Origin of the sequence: Agromyces sp. NPDC058484 (genome assembly GCF_042720415.1) — a bacterium.
GTDB lineage: Bacteria > Actinomycetota > Actinomycetes > Actinomycetales > Microbacteriaceae > Agromyces.
In genome coordinates this window covers 20395-38770 of sequence record NZ_JBHXMP010000006.1, presented here as the reverse complement: position 1 = coordinate 38770, position 18376 = coordinate 20395, and the positions used below count along the sequence as shown (strand labels likewise).

The 18376-nt window shown below is 73.0% G+C and carries 21 protein-coding genes; 15 read left to right on the top strand and 6 right to left on the bottom strand.

The window, feature by feature from the left end; genetic code table 11:
• Window positions 1-29: 29 nt before the first annotated feature.
• The 3 genes from ACFWN7_RS06645 to ACFWN7_RS06635 all read left to right on the top strand — a co-directional run bounded on the left by ACFWN7_RS06645 (window position 30) and on the right by ACFWN7_RS06635 (window position 2730).
• Entirely contained in the window at window positions 30-1016 is a 987-nt protein-coding gene (locus ACFWN7_RS06645; protein WP_376937968.1) for an NAD-dependent epimerase/dehydratase family protein, read from the top strand.
• Window positions 1017-1108: 92 nt separating this feature from the next.
• Window positions 1109-2062 (top strand): arginase family protein, encoded by a 954-nt coding sequence (locus ACFWN7_RS06640; RefSeq protein ID WP_376937967.1) that lies wholly within the window; start codon window positions 1109-1111, stop codon window positions 2060-2062.
• A gap of 182 nt (window positions 2063-2244) precedes the next feature.
• Window positions 2245-2730, top strand: a complete 486-nt coding sequence (locus tag ACFWN7_RS06635; protein ID WP_376937966.1) for a SixA phosphatase family protein — start codon at window positions 2245-2247, stop codon at window positions 2728-2730.
• Window positions 2731-2902: 172 nt separating this feature from the next.
• Here ACFWN7_RS06635 and ACFWN7_RS06630 read toward each other — a convergent pair whose 3' ends face one another.
• From ACFWN7_RS06630 to ACFWN7_RS06615, 4 genes are read right to left on the bottom strand one after another with little or no spacing between them, the layout of a single operon-like run.
• Complete coding sequence (locus ACFWN7_RS06630) at window positions 2903-3628, bottom strand: ABC transporter ATP-binding protein (protein ID WP_376937965.1); 726 nt, start codon at window positions 3626-3628, stop codon at window positions 2903-2905.
• A complete protein-coding gene (gene modB / locus ACFWN7_RS06625) occupies window positions 3625-4440 on the bottom strand; it encodes a molybdate ABC transporter permease subunit (protein WP_376937964.1) in 816 nt (271 codons plus the stop codon). The genes ACFWN7_RS06630 and modB overlap by 4 nt, the downstream gene beginning before the upstream one ends.
• Window positions 4441-5256, bottom strand: coding sequence for a molybdate ABC transporter substrate-binding protein (gene modA, locus ACFWN7_RS06620; RefSeq protein ID WP_376937963.1), 816 nt, complete (start codon window positions 5254-5256; stop codon window positions 4441-4443).
• Window positions 5253-5669, bottom strand: coding sequence for a molybdopterin-binding protein (locus tag ACFWN7_RS06615; protein WP_376937962.1), 417 nt, complete (start codon window positions 5667-5669; stop codon window positions 5253-5255). The genes modA and ACFWN7_RS06615 overlap by 4 nt, the downstream gene beginning before the upstream one ends.
• Window positions 5670-5851: 182 nt before the next feature.
• On the opposite strand from ACFWN7_RS06615, the gene ACFWN7_RS06610 reads away from it, so the two are divergent.
• Together ACFWN7_RS06610 and ACFWN7_RS06605 are read left to right on the top strand one after the other, a co-directional pair.
• Window positions 5852-6649 carry an MTAP family purine nucleoside phosphorylase gene (locus tag ACFWN7_RS06610; RefSeq protein WP_376937961.1) on the top strand — a complete coding sequence of 266 codons (798 nt, stop codon included), beginning with the start codon at window positions 5852-5854 and terminating at the stop codon, window positions 6647-6649.
• Window positions 6646-7686 (top strand): NAD-dependent epimerase/dehydratase family protein, encoded by a 1041-nt coding sequence (locus ACFWN7_RS06605; protein WP_376937960.1) that lies wholly within the window; start codon window positions 6646-6648, stop codon window positions 7684-7686. Before ACFWN7_RS06610 ends, ACFWN7_RS06605 begins: the two co-directional genes overlap by 4 nt.
• 23 nt (window positions 7687-7709) lie before the next feature.
• On the opposite strand, the gene ACFWN7_RS06600 is transcribed toward ACFWN7_RS06605, so the two are convergent.
• Together ACFWN7_RS06600 and ACFWN7_RS06595 are read right to left on the bottom strand one after the other, a co-directional pair.
• Window positions 7710-8855: a sensor histidine kinase gene (locus tag ACFWN7_RS06600; protein ID WP_376937959.1), complete on the bottom strand. Its 1146-nt coding sequence runs from the start codon at window positions 8853-8855 to the stop codon at window positions 7710-7712.
• The gene (locus ACFWN7_RS06595) at window positions 8842-9591 is read right to left on the bottom strand and encodes a response regulator transcription factor (protein WP_376937958.1); all 750 of its coding nucleotides are present in this window, start codon (window positions 9589-9591) and stop codon (window positions 8842-8844) included. The genes ACFWN7_RS06600 and ACFWN7_RS06595 overlap by 14 nt, the downstream gene beginning before the upstream one ends.
• Before the next feature lie 105 nt (window positions 9592-9696).
• On the opposite strand from ACFWN7_RS06595, the gene ACFWN7_RS06590 reads away from it, so the two are divergent.
• From ACFWN7_RS06590 to ACFWN7_RS06545, 10 genes are all read left to right on the top strand, one after another.
• Complete coding sequence (locus ACFWN7_RS06590) at window positions 9697-10365, top strand: glycosyltransferase family 2 protein (RefSeq protein ID WP_376937957.1); 669 nt, start codon at window positions 9697-9699, stop codon at window positions 10363-10365.
• Entirely contained in the window at window positions 10362-11009 is a 648-nt protein-coding gene (locus ACFWN7_RS06585) for a DUF2064 domain-containing protein (RefSeq protein WP_376937956.1), read from the top strand. The genes ACFWN7_RS06590 and ACFWN7_RS06585 overlap by 4 nt, the downstream gene beginning before the upstream one ends.
• Window positions 11006-12370, top strand: coding sequence for a hypothetical protein (locus ACFWN7_RS06580; protein ID WP_376937954.1), 1365 nt, complete (start codon window positions 11006-11008; stop codon window positions 12368-12370). Before ACFWN7_RS06585 ends, ACFWN7_RS06580 begins: the two co-directional genes overlap by 4 nt.
• Window positions 12371-12466: 96 nt before the next feature.
• Window positions 12467-13003 (top strand): TQO small subunit DoxD, encoded by a 537-nt coding sequence (locus ACFWN7_RS06575; RefSeq protein WP_376937952.1) that lies wholly within the window; start codon window positions 12467-12469, stop codon window positions 13001-13003.
• On the top strand, window positions 13000-13410 hold the full coding sequence (locus ACFWN7_RS06570) for a hypothetical protein (protein ID WP_376937951.1): 411 nt from the start codon (window positions 13000-13002) through the stop codon (window positions 13408-13410). Before ACFWN7_RS06575 ends, ACFWN7_RS06570 begins: the two co-directional genes overlap by 4 nt.
• Complete coding sequence (locus tag ACFWN7_RS06565) at window positions 13410-14579, top strand: acyl-CoA dehydrogenase family protein (RefSeq protein WP_376937950.1); 1170 nt, start codon at window positions 13410-13412, stop codon at window positions 14577-14579. Before ACFWN7_RS06570 ends, ACFWN7_RS06565 begins: the two co-directional genes overlap by 1 nt.
• Window positions 14576-15400: a phosphate/phosphite/phosphonate ABC transporter substrate-binding protein gene (locus ACFWN7_RS06560; protein WP_376937949.1), complete on the top strand. Its 825-nt coding sequence runs from the start codon at window positions 14576-14578 to the stop codon at window positions 15398-15400. The genes ACFWN7_RS06565 and ACFWN7_RS06560 overlap by 4 nt, the downstream gene beginning before the upstream one ends.
• Complete coding sequence (locus tag ACFWN7_RS06555) at window positions 15394-16413, top strand: radical SAM protein (RefSeq protein WP_376937948.1); 1020 nt, start codon at window positions 15394-15396, stop codon at window positions 16411-16413. Before ACFWN7_RS06560 ends, ACFWN7_RS06555 begins: the two co-directional genes overlap by 7 nt.
• Window positions 16414-16527: 114 nt before the next feature.
• Window positions 16528-17196 carry a hypothetical protein gene (locus tag ACFWN7_RS06550; protein ID WP_376937946.1) on the top strand — a complete coding sequence of 223 codons (669 nt, stop codon included), beginning with the start codon at window positions 16528-16530 and terminating at the stop codon, window positions 17194-17196.
• Between the two features lie 78 nt (window positions 17197-17274).
• On the top strand, window positions 17275-18375 hold the full coding sequence (locus tag ACFWN7_RS06545; protein WP_376937945.1) for a ThiF family adenylyltransferase: 1101 nt from the start codon (window positions 17275-17277) through the stop codon (window positions 18373-18375).
• The last annotated feature ends 1 nt before the right edge of the window (window position 18376 follow it).

Below are 18376 nucleotides of genomic sequence, written 5' to 3'. Positions count from 1 at the left end.
CGGCATCCGTCACGTGCTGGGATGGGCGGATGGACCTGCTCATCCTCGGCGGCACGCAGTGGCTCGGACGCGAACTCGCGCGGGAGGCGATCGTGCGCGGGCATCGCGTGACGAGCCTCGCGCGGGGCGAGGCGGGCGAGGTCGCCCCTTGCTCGGCGTTCGTGCGTGCCGACCGGTCGGAGCCGGGCGCGTACGACGAGGTCGCCGGGCAGGAGTGGGATGCGGTCATCGACGTCACGCGCCAGCCAGGGTTCGCGCGTCGGGCCGCAGCCGACCTCGCGCCCCATGCCGCGCACTGGACGTTCATCTCCTCGGGCAACGTCTACGCGGCGCAGAACGAGCCGGGCGCCGATGAGTCGGCCGCGCTGATGCCGCCGCTGGAGTCCGACGAGTCGACGCCCGACACCTACGGCGAGGCGAAGTCGGCGATCGAGCTCGCGTACCGCGAGACACTCGGCGATCGGCTGCTCGTGGTCCGGCCCGGGCTGATCGCCGGACCCGGGGACGCCTCGGGCCGCAGCGGCTACTGGGTCGCGCGCGCCGCCCGCGACGACGAACCGATGCTCGTGCCCGACATCCTCGACTCCCCGACCCAGGCCATCCACGTCGACGATCTCGTGCGCTTCACCCTCGACTCGGTCGAACGTCGACTCACGGGCGCGTTCAACGCCGTCGGCGACCGGAGCACGTTCGGCGACTGGCTCGGGGCGTCGCGCGTCATCGGCGGTCACCGGGGCGAGGTCGTCGCGGTGGCGCCCGAGTGGCTGGCCGAACAGGGGGTCGCCGAGTGGTCGGGACCCGAGTCGCTGCCGCTGTGGATCATCGACCCCGGGTGGAACGCGTTCATGGACCGGTCGAACGCGGCGGCGGTCGCCGAGGGGCTTCGGTTGCGGCCGGTCGGGCAGCTGCTCGAGGAGGTGCTCGAATGGGAGCGGAGGCAGGGTCTCGAGCGTGAGCGCGGCGCCGGCCTCAGCGCGGCACGGGAACGGGCGCTGCTCGCCGCGCTCCGCGGCTGAGGCGTGCGCTGGGGCGGCCACGTCCGAAATCGCAGACACCACGGCCAGGGGATGCCTCGGCCCGCGGCATCCGTCGTTGCTACCGTCGTGGCATGGCGACGCTCTCTCACGACCCGCTGTGGCCCCGCGCCGGCGCGTGGCCCGCGCTCGCGGAGCTCGGGCCCGAGGCATCCGCAGACCTCGTGCTGCTCGGCGTGCCGGCGTGGCGCACCTCGCTCTCGCCGACGAACGCGCATGCGACGCCCGCGGCGATCCGCACGGCGTTGCAGCGCTACAGCCCGGCGGTCATGCCCGACCGGCGCGCGGCCGTCGATCGGAGCATCGGCGCCGAGGCATCCGACCCGGTCGACCTCGGCGAGCTGCGGTACGCGGACGCCGGCGACATCCACGAGCCCGACGGCCCGGCCGGAGAGGCGCGCACGATCGCGGCCGTGGCGGACGCGCTCGAACGTGCGATTGCGCTCGTCGCCCTGGGCGGCGACAACTCGGTGACCGTCGCCACCGCGCTCGGCGCCTGGGGCGACGACCTCGAACGCGCCGGCCTCGTGACGATCGACGCGCACTACGACCTGCGCGACGGCGTCTCGAACGGCTCGCCCGTGCGCCGGCTCGTCGAGGCGGGCCTCGATCCGCGCCGCATCGTGCAGATCGGCATCGCCGACTTCGCGAACTCCGCGGCGTATGCGCGGCGGGCGGCCGAGCTCGGGATCACGGTGATCCACCGCGACGAGCTGCACGGCCGCCGGCCGGCCGAGGTCATGGCCGAGGCGCTCGAGATCGCCGGCGCCGGAGGCGGCCCCGTGCACCTCGACGTGGACGTCGACGCGTGCGACCGCTCGGTCGCCCCTGCGTGCCCGGCGTCGGTGCCCGGCGGGCTCGCGGCATGGGAGTTGCGGGCGCTCGTGCGGGCCGCGGGTGCCGACGCTCGGGTGCGCTCAGCCGACATCGTCGAGATCGATGCGACGACGGATGCCGCAGACGAACGCACCGTGCGGCTGGCCGCGCTCTGCGTGCTCGAGTTCGCCGCGGGGCTCGCCTCGCGCTGAGCGGTGAGCGGTGAACGGGTGAGCGGGTGAGCGAGGGGCAGGACCTCGCCGGCTCGCACGGTCTCGGACGAGCTGTCAAGCGTTCGCAGGATGAGAAGTCCGATGGGCCCCTCCTGGACACCAACGCGCGGCTGGTCCTGAGAAACGTCGCGGCGGCGACGGCTCGGTGGCAGACTCGGCCCATGAAGACCCTGCTGCTCGTGCGCCACGCCAAGTCGAGCTGGGAGCATCCCGGCACCTCCGACCACGATCGCCCGCTCAACGAGCGGGGCCTGCGCGATGCGCCGGCGATGGGGCACCGGCTCGCCGAACGCGGCGTCGCACCCGACGTGATCCTCTCCAGCACCGCGGTGCGGGCGCGCGCGACGGCCGAGCTCATCGCCGCCGCGCTCGGCTTCGGCGCCGCCCGCGTCATTACCGACGAACGACTCTACGGGGCATCCGCCGACGAGGTCCTGCGGGTCATCGGCGAGCTCGACAACGAGGTCGCGTGCGCGATCGTGGTGGGGCACAACCCCGAGACGGCGTCGCTCGCGCACCAGTTCTCGGATGAGATCCACGAGATGCCGACCAGCGCCGTCGCGGAGTTCACGTTCGATGTCGACGCCTGGTACGAACTCGACGGTGCGTCGCCGGTCGACGTGCTGGTGGAGTCGCCGCGCCGCTGACCATCGCACGGCCCTGAGCCCATGACGTCTTCGCGCCGAACTGGTTGTAGCCTCCTCGACTCCGACACTGCTGCAAGAAGCGCAGCCGTAGCGGAGTCTGCGGGGCCCAATGTGCGGGCGGAACGAGGCGCGAGCGGAGGGGGCGGAACGAGGCGCGGCGGCAACGCAACGGCTATTCTGCGGATGCCGCGAGCATCCGTTCGACGTACGGCGTCGCGGGTGTCGCGCGCAGCTCGTCGAGCGTGCCGCGCTGCGTCACCCGCCCCGCCTCGAGCACGAGCACGGAGTCGGCGAGCGCCGCGGCATCCGCCGGACTGTGCGTGACGAGCACGGTGGCGCCGCCGAACTCGCGCACATGCGTCGCGAGTTCGGCGCGCATCTCGGCGCGCACCTCGACGTCGAGCGCCGACATGGGTTCGTCGAGCAGGAGCACCTCGGGTTCGGCCGCGAGGGCGCGGGCGAGGGCCACGCGTTGCGCCTGTCCGCCTGAGAGCTCGGCGGGCAGGCGGTCGGCGAGGGGCGCGAGGCCGTACCGATCGAGCCACGGCCGGGCGGCGTCCCGCGCCGCGCTCCGCGAGCCGCGCATTCGCGCCGCGAACGCGACGTTGTCGCGCACGGTGAGGTGCGGAAACAGCACGTAGTCCTGGAACACCACGCCGATGCGCCGCCGCTCGGGCGGCAGATCGCCGACGGCGCGATCGCCGATCGACACGAGTCCCGACTCGATCGGCACGAGCCCGGCGATCGCGGCGAGCACGCTCGACTTGCCGGCGCCGTTCGGTCCGATCACGGCGAGCGGATGCCCCGGCTCCACGTCGAACGCGGCCGCGATGCGCGCGGTGCCGCGCGCCACGGTGACGTCGGCATGCAGGGCCGGGCGCCGGGCGGGCCGCGTCATCCCCGCACTCCCGGAAGCCACCGGTCGCGCAGCCCGAGGAGCACGGCCGCCGACACCGCGAGCAGCAGCAGCGCCAGCGCGATCGCCTCGTCGGGGTCGGTCTGCATCGCGAGGTAGCTCGCGATCGGGAGGGTGCGCGTGACGCCGGGCAGGGAACCGGCGAACGTGATCGTCGCACCGAACTCGCCGAGGGCGCGGCTGAAGCAGAGCACCGCGCCGGCCGCGACGCCGGGCGCGACGAGCGGCAGCGTGACGTGCCGGAACACCTGCCACCGCGAGGCGCCGAGCGTGGCCGCGGCGAGCTCGGTGCGGCGGTCGGCCGAGCGCAGGGCGCCCTCGACGGCGAACACGAGGAACGGCAGCGCCACGAACACCTGGGCGATCACCACGGCGCCGGTCGTGAACGGCACCGTGAGTCCGAACCAGTCCTCGAGCGCGCCGCCGACGAGCCCGCGGCGCCCGAGCAGCTGCAGCAGGGCGATGCCGCCGACGACCGGGGGGAGCACGAGCGGCACGGTGACCGCCGCGCGCAGCAGGCGCCGCGGCAGCGTCGGCCAGCCCGATGCCCGCGCGACGAGCGCCGCGAGCGGCACGCCGAGCACGAGGCAGAGCCCGGTCGCCGCGAGCGCCGTGCCGAACGAGAGCACGAGGGCCTGCAGCACCGACTCGCGGGCGAGCAGTTCGGGCAGGCGCGCCCACGGTGCGCGCAGCACGAGCGCGGCGAGCGGCAGCACGAGCAGGGCGAGCGCGAGCGCCGCGACCGCGACGACCGGCCACGACAGCCGTCCGCCCGCGCGCGGCGCCGTCGCCACCTAGGGCGCCCCGAATCCGGCGGCGTCGAGCACGGCGCGCCCGTCGGCGCCGGTCACGAACGCGACGAAGTCGGCGGCGGCACGCGGGCTCGCGGCATCCGTCATCGCAGCGATCGGGTAGCGATTGACGACGGATGCCGCGCCCGGCACCTCGATGCCCTCTACCGCATCGCCCGCCGCGATCACGTCGGTGCGGTAGACGAGGGCCGCATCGACCTCGCCGAGCACGACCTTCGTCAGCACCGCCTTCACGTCGGACTCGAGGGTGTCGGGCGCGGCGGTGACGCCGGCGTGCCCGAGCAGCGTGACGGATGCCGCGCCGCACGGCACCGACGCGTCGCAGAGCGCGATCCGCAGCTCGGGCCGCGCCAGGTCGTCGAGGCCGTCGACGTCGGCGGGATTGCCGGCGGGCACGACGAGCTCGAGCGTGTTCGTCGCGAAGACGACCGGGTCATCGGCGAGCCCGGCACCGACCACCGTCTGCATGGGCGGCTCGGCGGCCGAGGCGAACACGTCGGCGGGCGCGCCCTCGACGATCTGCTGGGCGAGCGCGGCGCTTCCGCCGGAGTTGAGCACGACCTCGATGAGCGGATGCTCCGCCTCGAACCGCTCGGCGAGGGTGTCGAACGCCTCGGTGAGCGAGGCGGCGGCGAAGACGGTGAGGGTGGCGGGTGCGGCATCCGCCGGGGCATCAGTCGTCGGGGCATCCGCCGTGGAACCCGGCCCGGCGGCGCACCCGGAGAGACCCGCCAGCGTCGCGAGCACGAGCACGAGCACGAGCGGACGCGGGAGGGCGCGACCGGTGCGCCGCGTCATCCGTCGCCCCTCGGTGGAAGCTCGATCGAGACCGTGGTGGCCTTCGCGCTCGCCGCGGCGAGCATGCCGGGCTCGAGCCCGAGCTCGTCGGCGGCCTCGCGGCTCATCAGCGAGACGACGCGGAACGGGCCGGCCTGCAGGTCGACCTGGGCCATCACGCCGTCGCGCTGCACGCGGGTGACGAGGCCGACGAAGCGGTTGCGGGCCGATGCCCGCGCGAGCGGGAACGCCTCGGCGAGGGCGCCGCCCGACGCGAGCTCCTCCATGAGGGGGAGGAGTGCCGCGCCGTCGACCATCTGCATGCCGTTCGCGCCGCGCGTGACGTCGATGCGGCCCTGGTCGGCCCAGCGTCGCACGGTGTCATCGCTGACGCCGAGCAGCGCGGCCGCCTCGCTGATGCGGAACTGCGTCACGATTGCACCCGCAGATACGTTTCCATGGGCCGATCCTACCCGCGAATGCGGACACTGATGCCAGGTCGACCGCCGCTGGTCGAGCAGCCGCGGACCGCCGACGTCGGGGCACGTGCGGAGCCGTCACGGGATCGTAAGGAACTGCCTCCCGACGCGCGGCCCGGCCGAGGCAAGGTGGAGGGGTGGCGAACATCGTCGGCGTGATCGGCGGCACCGGCCTCGGTGAGCTCGTCGACGGCGGCGCGACTCGCGACGTCTCGACGCCGTTCGGGCCGGCCATCGTCACGGTCGGCGAACTCGGGACACGGCCGATCGCCTTCCTGCCCCGGCACGGCGCGGGCCACACGATCGCACCCCACCGCGTCAACGCGCGCGCCAACCTCTGGGCGCTCGCGAGCCTGGGCGTGCGGGCGGTCGTCTCCACCGCCGCCGTCGGTTCGCTCAGGCCGGCGTTTCCGACCGAGTCGTTCGCGCTCGCCGACCAGCTGGTCGATCGCACGTTCGGCCGCGCCGACACCTATTTCGACGCGGGTCTCGTGCGGCACCTGCCGTTCGCCGAGCCGTTCTGCCCGGTGCTGCGGTCGCTTTCGATCGCGGAACTGCCGGATGCCGCGCCGCGGGCCACCGTCGCGGTGATCCAGGGGCCGAGGTTCTCGACCGCGGCCGAGTCGCGCATCCTCCGCGACGCGGGCGTCGACCTCGTGAACATGACGCTCTGCCCCGAGGTCGCGCTCGCCGCCGAGATCGGGATCGGCACGGTCGCGATCTGCCTGGTCACCGACACTGACAGCGGCACCTCCGCCGACGACCCCGACGCGGTCACCGCCGAACTCGTCTTCCGCCGGCTCGCCGAGGCGAAGCCCCGCATCGTCGCGGCGATCGAGCGCATCGTGACGTCGGTGCCCGACGACTACGAGCCGCGGGCGCTCATCGACGGCGAGGCGGTCGCGGCGCTCCGGGCGCTGCCGGTGGTGCGATGACCCTGCTCGTCACCGGCGGTGCCGGGTTCATCGGCGGCACGATCGTGAAGCTCGCGGTGGCGCGCGGCCACGACGTGCGGCTGCTCGACTCGCTGCGCGACGACGTGCACCCCGCAGAGCCGAGGCCGATCGACGGCGTCGAGCTCATGCGCGGCGACGTGCGTGACCCCGGTGCGCTCGACCGCGCGTTGCGGGGCGTCGACGTCGTCTGCCACCAGGCCGCGAAGGTCGGCCTCGGCGTGGCCCTCTCGGACGCACCCGACTACGCCTCGACGAACGTCACCGGCACCGCGGAGCTCGTCGCCGCGATGGGCCGAGCCGATGTCGGTCGGCTCGTGCTCGCGTCATCGATGGTCGTCTACGGTGAGGGCGCGTACCGCGACGTGACAGGACGCCGTCGCCGACCGGCGCCGCGCACCACGCCCGACCTCGACGCCGGCCGGTTCGAGCCGCGCGACCCCGGCACCGGCGAACCGCTCACGCCCGACCTCGTCGACGAGGACGACGCGCTCGACCCCCGCAACGTCTACGCGCTCACCAAGCTCGCGCAGGAGCACCTGGCGGCGACCTGGGCCCGCTCGACCGGCGGAACGGCGGCGATGCTGCGCTATCACAACGTCTACGGCCCCGGCATGCCGCGCAACACCCCGTATGCCGGCGTCGCCGCCCTGTTCCGCTCGGCGATCGAGCGGGGCGAGGCGCCGCGGGTCTTCGAAGACGGACGACAGCGGCGCGACTTCGTGCACGTCACGGATGTCGCGGGCGCGAACCTCGCTGCCGTCGACCGGCTCTCCGGGTTGGCAGCCGGCAGTGCGCGGGCGTACAACGTGGGCTCCGGCACGGTGACGACGGTCGGCGAGGTCGCCGAGGGCCTCGCGCGCGCCATGCGCGGGCCGGCCCCGGTCGTCACCGGCGAGTACCGCCTCGGCGACGTTCGGCACATCACCGCGTCATCCGCACGAGCCCGCGCGGAACTCGGCTGGCGGGCGGCGGTGTCGCTCGAGGACGGGCTCCGCGAGTTCGCCACCGACCGCTGACCGCTGCCGCACCGGCCGGCGCCTCAGGCGCTGAGCGAGGCGTCGCGCGGGAGCAGCAGGTCGAAGCGGCATCCGCCGGGCACATTTCGCACCGCGACCTCGCCGCGGTGCGCGCTCATGATGCCCTTGACGATCGCGAGGCCGAGTCCTGCACCGCTCGTGGAGCCCTCGCGCAACGACGGCGTGCGGGCCCTCGACCCGCGCCAGGCCGGCTCGAACACCCGGTCGAGGTCGTCCTCGTCGATGCCGCCGCCCGCGTCGATCACCGACACCATCGCCCGATCGTCGACGAGGTCGACGGCGACCGTGATCGGCGAGCCCTCGGGCGTGTGCTGGATCGCGTTCATGAGCAGGTTCCCGATCGCCCGCGAGAGCTCCCGCGGGTCGGCCACCACGAGGAGGTCCTGCTCGAGCGGCGCCTCGACGCGGATGTCGCGACCGCGCGACGCGGGTCGCAGGTCGGCGACCGTGTCGCTCACGACATCGTAGAGCGACACCTCCTTGAACGAGAGACGCAGCGCGTCGGAGTCGATCTTCGACAGCTCGAAGAGGTCGTCGACCATGCTCGAGAGCTGGTCGACCTGGATGCGCATCTGTCGGTGGTACCTGGCCGGGTCCGGCGCGATACCGTCCTCGAGGGCCTCGGCCATCGCCCGGATACCGGCGAGCGGCGTGCGCAGGTCGTGTGAGATCCACGCCACGAGCTCGCGGCGGGAGCTGTCGATGCGCTGCTCGCGCTCGCGTGACTCGGCGAGCTTCGCGCTCGTCGCGACGAGTTCGTCGGCCAGGGCATTGAGCTCGCTGTTCGAGTACCGGCCGGCCGACTCGAGGCGCTCACCCGCGCCGATGCGTCGGGCCGCGAGCGACAGCGCTCGCGAGTTGCGCGCGACGAGCCGGCCGAGCACCGCGACGAGCACGAGCGACACGACACCCGAGATCGCCGCGACGGCCACCGCGACCGTGAGGTCGTGTTCGGAGAGGTACATCGCGTTGGCGACGCCGACCATGCTCGCGACGACCGACACGATCGCGGCGAGCACGAGCACGCACACCTGCACGACGAGCGACGCACGCCGCAGCAACAGCAGCGCGACGACGCCGAGCCCGCCGACGACGGCGGTCGTGGCGAGCGCGACCGAGGCGACCGCGACGACATCAGACCACGGCATCCGGAACACCACCCATCGAGAACCGGTAGCCGACTCCCCAGACGGTCGTCAGCATGGAGGGCGAGCGCGGGTCGCGCTCGATCTTCTCCCGCAGCCGGCGCACGTGCACGGTGACCGTGGAGAGGTCGCCGTAGGTCCAGCCCCAGACCGTGCGCAGCAGGTCCTCACGGCTGAAGACCTGGTTCGGATGCTTCAGGAGGAACTCGAACAGGTCGAACTCGCGAACCGTGAGCGACAGTTCGACCCCCGCCCGGGTCGCGATCCGGGCCGACGGGTCGAGGCGGAACTCGCCGTACTCGAGCACGGACTCCGGCGTGAACTCGCCGATCGAGCGCCGCAGCACCGACTGCACCCGCAGCACCAGCTCGCGTGGCGAGAACGGCTTCGCGAGGTAGTCGTCGGCTCCGGCCGCGAGGCCCGCGATGCGGTCGTCCTCAGACCCGAGGGCGGTGAGCAGGATGACCGGGGTCGACATCCGTTCGCGCAGCCGCCGGAAGACCTCGAGGCCGTCGATGCCGGGCAGCATGCGGTCGAGCACGATGAGGTCCGGCGCGAGACGTTCCGCGGCCTGCAGGGCGGTGAAGCCGTCCCCCGCCTCCTCGACGACGAAGCCGCCGGCGCGCAGGTAGCTCGACGCGACCTCGGCGACCGTCGGGTCGTCGTCGACGAGCAGCACTCGCCGGCCCACGAGGTCCTCGTTGCCGATCGAGAACGGAGCAGCCGCGGACACGTTCACAGACTACGTCCGCTCCGGCATCGAATCCCGTGACCTCGGCCAGACGTTCGTGTTCCGTAAGACTTGTCCGGCGACCCCGTTGAGGCCGTGACCTAGCGTCGAACCATGCGGGCATCCCGCGTCGACCTGGTGCTCCCGTGCCTCGACGAGGAGCGGGCACTGCCGTGGGTGCTCGGCCGCGTGCCGGCCGGCGTCAGGGCGATCGTCGTCGACAACGGTTCCACCGATCGCTCGGCCGAGATCGCGCGGGAGTTCGGTGCGCTCGTCGTCACAGAGTCGCGCCGCGGATTCGGTGCAGCGGCCGACGCGGGCCTGGAAGCGGCGGATGCCCCGCTCGTCGCGTTCTGCGACGCCGACGCGTCGCTCGACCCCGCCGAGCTCCCACACCTCGTGAGGCTCCTCGAGCAGGGCGGCGCCGATCTCGTGCTCGGACGGCGACGGCCGACCACCGGCGGTGCCTGGCCGTTGCACGCCCGGCTGGCGAACCGAGTGCTCGCTGCCATGCTGTCGCGGCGCACCGGCATCCGGTTGCACGATCTCGGCCCGCTCAGGGTCGCGCGCACCGCCGAGCTGCGGGCGCTCGGCATCCGGGACCGGCGCAGCGGATACCCGCTCGAGATGGTGCTGCGCGCCGTGGCCGCCGGATGGTCGATCCGCGAGGTCGACGTCGCCTACGCGCCGCGAGCGGGCCGGTCGAAGGTCACGGGCACCCTGCGGGGCGTGGTCACGGCGGTCGCCGACATGTCGCGGGTCTTCGCCGAGGTGTCGCGATGACCGCGGTCGTCGTCATCGCGAAGGAGTGCCTGCCGGGGCGCGTGAAGACCCGCCTGAGCCCGCCGTTCTCCCGGTCGGCTGCCGCGAGGCTCGCGGCGGCGAGCCTCGACGACACCCTCTCGACCGTCGCATCGCTGCGGGTCTCGCGGCGGGTGCTCTACTTCGACGGGTCGCAGGCGCCGGCCGCCGCACTCGCCTCCGGGTTCGAGGTGCTGCCGCAGATCGGCGGCGGGCTCGACGAACGGCTTGCACACCTCTTCGACGTGCTGGCGGAACCGACCCTGCTCGTCGGCATGGACACCCCGCAGCTGGGCGCCCCCGACGTCGCCGCGGCCCTCGCCTCGCTCGCGCACGGCGGCGACGACGGCGTGGACTGCTGGTTCGGCCCCGCGGCCGATGGCGGGTTCTGGGCGCTCGGCATGCGTGAGCCTCGCGGCGACCTCGTCCGCGGGGTGCCGATGTCGCGCGGCGACACCGGGGCGCTGCAGCGCCGCCGGCTCGAGGAGGCGGGTCTCGCGGTGGGGATGCTGGCGGTGCTGACCGACGTCGACACCGCGGTCGAGGCATCCGTCGCCGCAGCGCTTGCGCCCGGCTCGCGGTTCGCACGCGAGTTCCGGCGGCTCACGGAGGGGCGGCCCGCATGATCACCGAGACGGTGCCGGCGAGCCCGACACCGGCCACGCGGTCGCGGAGACTCGCACCGTGGATCGGCCTCGTCATCGCGCTCATGCTCATCGGGCTCGCGATCTCCATTCCCGTACTCCTCGGCTGGAGCGTGCACGTCATGTCGTTCCCGCCGCTGCATGCCGAGTGGATGCCGCGGCTCGGCCCCGGCACCCTGCCGGCCGTCGTGCTCGCAGTGCTCGCGGCCGTCTGGGGCGTCGACCTGGCCGCGCGGGCTCCGTGGCGGGCGCTCGTCGCAGGGAGCTTCGTCGCCGGGGCGGCATGGCTCGCAAGCCTCGCGACCGTCGACGGACTCGACGGCATCGGCGTCATCCTCGACACGCAGTACGAGTACCTCGACACTGCGCGAACCGTGACCGATTTCCCCGCGACGTTGCGCGAGTACGTGTCGCGCATCCCGCTCGACTCCGACGACAACTGGCCCGTGCACCTCGCCGGCCACCCGCCGGGCGCGCTGCTGTTCTTCGTCGTGCTCGTGCAGCTCGGCCTCGGCGGCGGCCTCGCCGCAGGATTCGTCGTGTTGCTCGTCGCGGCCACGACGCCCGTCGCGGTGCTGCTGCTGCTCCGGCGACTCGGCGCGGAGGAGTGGGCACGGCGGGCGGCGCCGTTCCTCGTGATGGGGTCGGCGGCGATCTGGATGGCGGTCTCGGCCGACGGCGTGTTCGGCGCGGTCGCGGCGTGGGGGCTCTGCGCACTCGCGTACTCGGCGACCGCCGAGCGGTGGCGTGCGACCGCCGGGTGGGGCATCGCGGCGGGTCTGCTGCTCGGCTCCTGCGTGATGCTCTCGTACGGGCTCCCACTGCTCGGCATCCTCGCTCTCGCCGTGCTGTACCTCACCCGGAATTGGCGACCGCTGCCCTGGGTCGTCGCCGCCGCAGTCACCGTGGTGCTCACGTTCGCGGCGTTCGGCTTCGCGTGGTGGGAGGCGTACCCGGTGCTCGTCGAGCGCTACTGGGACGGCGTCGCGAGCCGCCGGCCGTTCACGTACTGGGTCTGGGGCAACCTCGCCGCCCTCGCAGTGAGCGCGGGGCCGATGGTCGGCGCGGCGATCGCAATGGCCGTGCAGCGCGGCATCCGGCTCCGCGACCTCGTCACCGGAGAGCGCGCGATCGTGCTCCTCGCCCTCGCCGGCACCCTCGCGGTGCTCGCCGCCGACCTCTCGCAGATGAGCAAGGCCGAGGTCGAGCGCATCTGGCTGCCGTTCGTGCCGTGGATGCTCCTCGGCACGGCCCTTCTCACGGCACGCTGGCGACGCATCGGGTTCGCGGGGCAGCTCGGATTCGCGCTCGTCGTGCAGCATCTGCTCTTCACCGGCTGGTGATGCGGCGAGCGCCCGCCGTCGTCAGCACTTCGTAAGGATTCGCCATTGCCGCACCACGATCCCCTGCGTTGACTGAGGCGAAGAGAGAGGTCGCCGATGACCACTGCGATGCACGATCCCCCGGCAGGTCCGCTGGCGTCCGGGTTGTCGCGTGGGCTGCTCTCCGTCGTGCGCATCGGCGTGGCGGTGATGTGGATCCAGAACGTGGCGTGGAAGCGCCCGCCCGACTTCGGACGGGCGGACGACAACGGCCTGTTCTTCTGGGCGGGCCAGGCAGTCGAGTTCCCGGTGTTCCCGCCGTACTCGGCGTTCGTCGAGGTGCTGTTCCTGCCCGGCATCGAGGTCGTCGGATGGATCATCCTCCTGATCGAGGGCGGCCTGGGGGCATTCCTGCTCATCGGACTCGCGACGCGCTTCTGGGCGGTGGTCGGGCTCGCGCAGACGCTCGCGATCACCCTGTCGGTGCTGAACGCGCCGCACGAGTGGCACTGGTCGTACTACCTGATGTTCCTCGCCCACCTCGCGATCTTCGCGACGGCGGCGGGACGCTGGTTCGGACTCGACGGCGTGCTGCGGCCGGCCTGGTCGCGGTCTTCCGGCCGGCTGGCGCGAGCGATGGTGAGGCTCTCGTGAACGAGGACCGCGCGCGCTACGACCGCGCGGCGATCGCTCTCGGCACCGGAAGCATCGTCTCGTCGGTCTTCGTGTTCGGCGCGGATGCGCCCACGCCGATCGACTTCGCGCACGTCGGCCTCGGTGGCGCGATCGTGCTCGCCGTGCTCGGCCTCGTCGGCATCCTCGGCGGTGCGCTGCACCGCGGCATCCTGAACCTGGTCGCAGGCGGCGGGCTCACGATCGCCGCGCTCGTGCAGCTCGCCACGCTGCCGCTCTCACCGCGGCCGCTCGGCGGCGACGCGTCGATGATGGCGCTCCTCGGCGCATTCGGCATCGGCCTGCTCGCCGTCGGCCTCGCCCGCCGCTCGAGCGCGTCCACGCCGCCGCGCACCACCTCGATCCTCGACAGGAAGGTCGAACCCTGATGGACCTCCACGACCGGCTCGAACCGGTGCTCGCGATCGCGTCCGAGCACGCCCACGACGTCGACCAGCGCGGCCGATTTCCCGACGAGGCGGTGGCCGCGCTCCGCGAGTCGGGCCTGCTGGGTCTCACCCTGCCCTCCGAGCACGGCGGACTCGGCGGAGGTCCGCAGGACCTCGTCGACGCGATGAGCGCCGTCGCGGGCGCGTGCGGGTCGACCGCGATGATCTACCTGATGCATGTGTCGGCCTCGATGCCCCTCGCGACCGCCACCCCATCGGGAACCCCCGGGCTCCTCGGCGACCTCGCGTCAGGCCGCGCGCTCGCGTCGCTCGCCTTCTCCGAGGCGGGATCCCGCTCGCACTTCTGGGCGCCGGTGTCGCAACCCGCTGACGACGTCAACGGCATGCACGTCACGGCGAAGAAGAGCTGGGTCACCTCCGCGGGGCACGCCGACCTGTACGTCATCTCGACGAAGACTCCGGATGCCTCGGGCGTCGATCTCTACGCGATCGCAGCCGGCACCCCGGGTGTCGCGGTCGACTCCCCGTTCTCGGGCATGGGACTGCGGGGCAACGCGTCGAGCCCGATGACCTTCGATGTCGCACTCCCCGAGGACCTGCGACTCGGAGACACCAGAGCGGGCACCGACCTCATGCTCGGCGTCGTGCTGCCCTGGTTCAACCTCGGCAACGCCGCAGTCTCGCTCGGACTGAGCCGCGCAGCCGTGGACGCGTCCATCCGGCACACCGCGGGCGCGCGCTTGGAGCACCTCGACCAGACCCTGTCGGCGCTGCCGACGATCCGCGCCCAGCTCGCCAAGATGTCGATCGACCTTGCGACCGCATCGGCATACCTCGACCGGGCGGCGAGCCGCGTGGCCGAGACATCCGACGACACGCCGCTGTTCGTGCTCGGCAGCAAGGCCACCGCCAACGACACCGCGCTGCGCATCACCGACGCGGCCATGCGGGTGTGCGGCGGCGCGGCGTTCTCGCAGCACCTGCAGATCGACCGGTACTTCCGCGATGCACGCGCGGGCCACGTGATGGCCCCGACCGCAGACGCGCTCTACGAGTTCTACGGTCGGGCGATCACCGGCCGACCGCTCTTCGACCCGCCGGCCGAACCCGCCCCGGCGACGGCGCCCAGCGCTGGAGCAGCGCCGTGATCCCCGCCCCGACCACCCCGCTCCTCATCGGGTCGGTCGCGTACACCCCGAACGTCGTGACCGTCTGGGAGGGCATGCGCGACTACTTCGCCGGCACCGACACTCCGATCGATTTCGTGCTGTTCTCGAACTACGGCCGGCTCGTCGACGCGCTCATCGCGGGCACGGTCGACCTCGCGTGGAACACGAACCTCGCCTACGTGCGCACGGTTACACAGACGGAAGGCGCCTGCCGGGCGCTCGCGTCGCGCGACACCGACGTCGTCTTCCAGAGCGTGTTCGTGTCGCGCGCAGGCGCAGGTTTCGGCGGGCTCGGGGCGGTCCGCGGGCGGCGCCTGGCGCTCGGTTCGCGGGACTCCGCGCAGGCGGCGATCCTTCCGGTGCAGTACCTGCACGAGGCCGGCATCGGCGGCGACGACGTCACGTTCCTCCGCATCGACAGCGACGTCGGAAAGCACGGCGACACCGGTCGCAGTGAGCTCGACGCCCTGCGCGCGGTGCTCGATGACCGGGCGGATGCCGCCGCCATCGGCGTCAACACGTGGCAGGCCATCACCCGCGGCGAGATCATGGCAGGCGCGATCGAGGCGTTCTGGACGTCGCCGGAGTACAGCCACTGCGCCTTCACCGCGATGCCGACTCTGTCGGACGAGTGGGCCGAGGCCTGGCTCGCGAACCTGTACGCGATGGAGTGGGAGAACCCTGCTCATCGCGTCATCCTCGAGATGGAGGGGCTGCGCCGCTGGGTGCCGCCGTACCTCGACGGATACGACACCCTCTTCGCCGCCGTCGCAGCTCAAGGAATCCCCGACCGATGGTGAACCACGGCCTCATACTCGACCTCATCGAACAGCTGGGTCGCACCCCGGCCGGTTCGACGATCACGCTCGACGTCGCATCGGGCGCCGCCGACGACGGGAAGATCGCCGACAACGTCGACGTGATCGCCAGGTGGTGCCGGGCGAGCGGCAACGAACTCGTCGAGTCGCGGCCCGGGGTCGTCGTCGTCCGTCACGGGCGCAGCCCCGACGTGCTCGCCGGTCTCGACCCCGACCAGGTCCCGGGCACCCGGCTCTGGATGTACACGAACTTCGACTGCAACCTGCACTGCGACTACTGCTGCGTGAGCTCCTCACCGCAGACCGACCGCCGAGCGCTCGGCGCCGACCGAATCGCGCGGCTCGCCGCGGAGGCGGAGCCGGCCGGCGTCCGTGAGCTGATCCTCACCGGCGGCGAGCCGTTCCTGCTGCCCGACATCGACGAACTCGTCGGCTCCTGCACCGCACACCTGCCCACGACGCTGTTGACGAACGGCATGCTCTTCCGCGGAGCTCGCCTCGAGCGGCTCCGCCGGATGGACCGCGAGCGACTCACCCTGCAGATCAGCCTCGACTCCGCGACGCCCGAACAGCACGACGCGCACCGCGGTCCTCGCGCGTGGGAGCGCGCGGTCGCCGGCATCGGGCTCGCGCTCGACGAGGGCTTCGACGTGAAGGTCGCGGCCACGCTCCCGGCCGAGCAGACGCAGGATGTCGCGCCGTTCAAGGCGTTCCTCGGCACGCTCGGCATCCGCCCCGAGAACCAGGTGATCCGCGCGGTCGCCCACCAGGGCGCCGCCGACGGCGGCATCGAGCTCACGGTCGAATCCCTCATCCCCGAGGTCACGATCACCGCGGAGGGGGTGTGGTGGCATCCGGTCTCGGCGACCGACGAGTCGCAGTTCGTGCGGCGGGAGATCTTCCCGCTCGCCGACGCCATCGCCGACGTGCGGCAGCGGTTCGTGCGGCACCGCGAGGCGGCTGATCGGGCCGCCGACTGGTTCCCCTGCTCCTGACGTCCCGCATGCGCGGATGCCGCGGGGGATGGCCGCGCCCACGCGGCCGGCTGTGGCGGCCGATGGTTGCGACCGAGCACGCGCTGTTGCAAGCTGGCCGCAAAGGGGATGGGGATGGACGCCGACGAGGGCCGCATCCGCCGGCTTCAACGCACCGCATACGGCGCAGACGTGACCGACGGCGAACGCGAGCGGGCGGTCGCCGAACTGGCTGAGCTCGCGGAGCACAGTGCCGTACGCGATGAGGCCCAGGGTGCAGACCTCGTCGAACGGACGGCACCCGACACATCCGGGCGTCGTCGGTTCGTCCGCTGGACGATCGCGGCGGGCGCCGCCGGTCTCCTGGTCGGCGCCGCCCTCGGCTGGGGCGTGGGCCAGCGCCTGTCGGTGGACTCCGCCGCACCCTCGACCGCAGGGGGGCCGGAGTCGTCGCGTGCCGGAACCCCGCTCGAAGACACCGACCTGCTCGCGCTGTTCGATCGGCTGCCCCCGGCCGACGAGTCGACACGTGTCGCGAGCGTCGACGACACGATCGATCCGGCGTCGGTGCGGCTGCTCGCCACCCGAGTGGACGGACCCGCCGCCTTCCTGGCCCGCACCGCCGACGGCGAGAACGTCTGCCTCGTGCTCCTGCTGCCGGCCGGCCCGTCGCGAAGCGAGTGCACGCTCGACGGGCGTCTCCCTCCCGACGGCCTGCGCATCCTGTACGGCGCCGAGGGGTACGGACTGTCCGCGGCGCAGCTCGACCCGACCGGAGTGGTCTCGCTCGGCTTCATGTACTGACGTCGCGCACGGTACCGACGTCGCGCGCGAGGCGCGACGGGAGGCCGCCCGGCCATCGGGGCCTGCGAGAATCGATGCATGGCCGACGCGATCGATCCGCAGTCCCCGCGGTACGCGCGCCAGCGCGTGCTGCCCGGGTTCGGCGCCCTGGGGCAGCGACGCCTCGCCGACGCGCACGTCGTGGTGCTCGGTGCGGGCGGGCTCGGCAGCGCCGTCGTGCCGGTGCTCGTGGCCGCAGGCATCGGCCGCATCACCGTCGTCGACGACGATCGCGTCGACGTCACGAACCTGCACCGCCAGACCCTGCACAGGCCCGCCGACGTCGGGCGTTCCAAGGTCGACTCCGCGGCGGATGCCGCGGCCGCCCTCTCGGCCGAGACCGACGTCGTGGCGGTGCCGACGCGCTTCGACGCGGGCAATGCCGACGCGCTGCTCTCGGATGCCGACCTCGTCATCGACGGCACCGACGACGTCCTCACGACGTACCTCGCCGACGACGCCGCGGCACGCGCCGGCATCCCGCTCGTGTGGGGATCGGCCGCGAGGTTCTCGGGGCAGGTGGGCGTCTCCTGGGAGGCGCACGGCGTCTCGTACCGCGACCTCTTCCCCGAGCCGCCGGCCGACGCGGGTCTCAGCTGCGAGGTCGACGGCATCCTGCCGACGGTGTGCACCGTGACCGGCGGCATGATGGCGGGCGAGGCGCTGAAGCTCCTCACGGGCATCGGCGAGCCGTTGCTCGGGCGCGTGATCGTCTACGACGCGCTGTCGGGTCGCTCGCGCGAGATCGGCTACCGGCGGGCGACGGATGCCGCATCCACTCGTTCTGCGGCGACGGCTCTCGAGGCGCGGCCGGCGGACGCGGTGGGCGACGTCGAGGCATCCGCGCTCGCCGACGAGCTCGCCTCCGAGGCGCCGCCGCTGCTGCTCGACGTGCGAGAGCCCTGGGAGGCCGAGTTCGCCGCGATCCCCGGCTCCACCCTGATCCCGCTCGGCGAGCTCGGCGATCGCGTCGCGGAGCTCGACCCCGCGGCATCCGTCGTCGTCTACTGCCACCTCGGCGTGCGCTCGCTGTACGCCGCCAGGCAGCTCCTCGGCGCCGGATTCGGGCGGGTGCGCAACCTCGCGGGCGGCATCGACGCCTGGTCGCGCACCGTCGACGCCGCCGTGGCGAGATACTGAC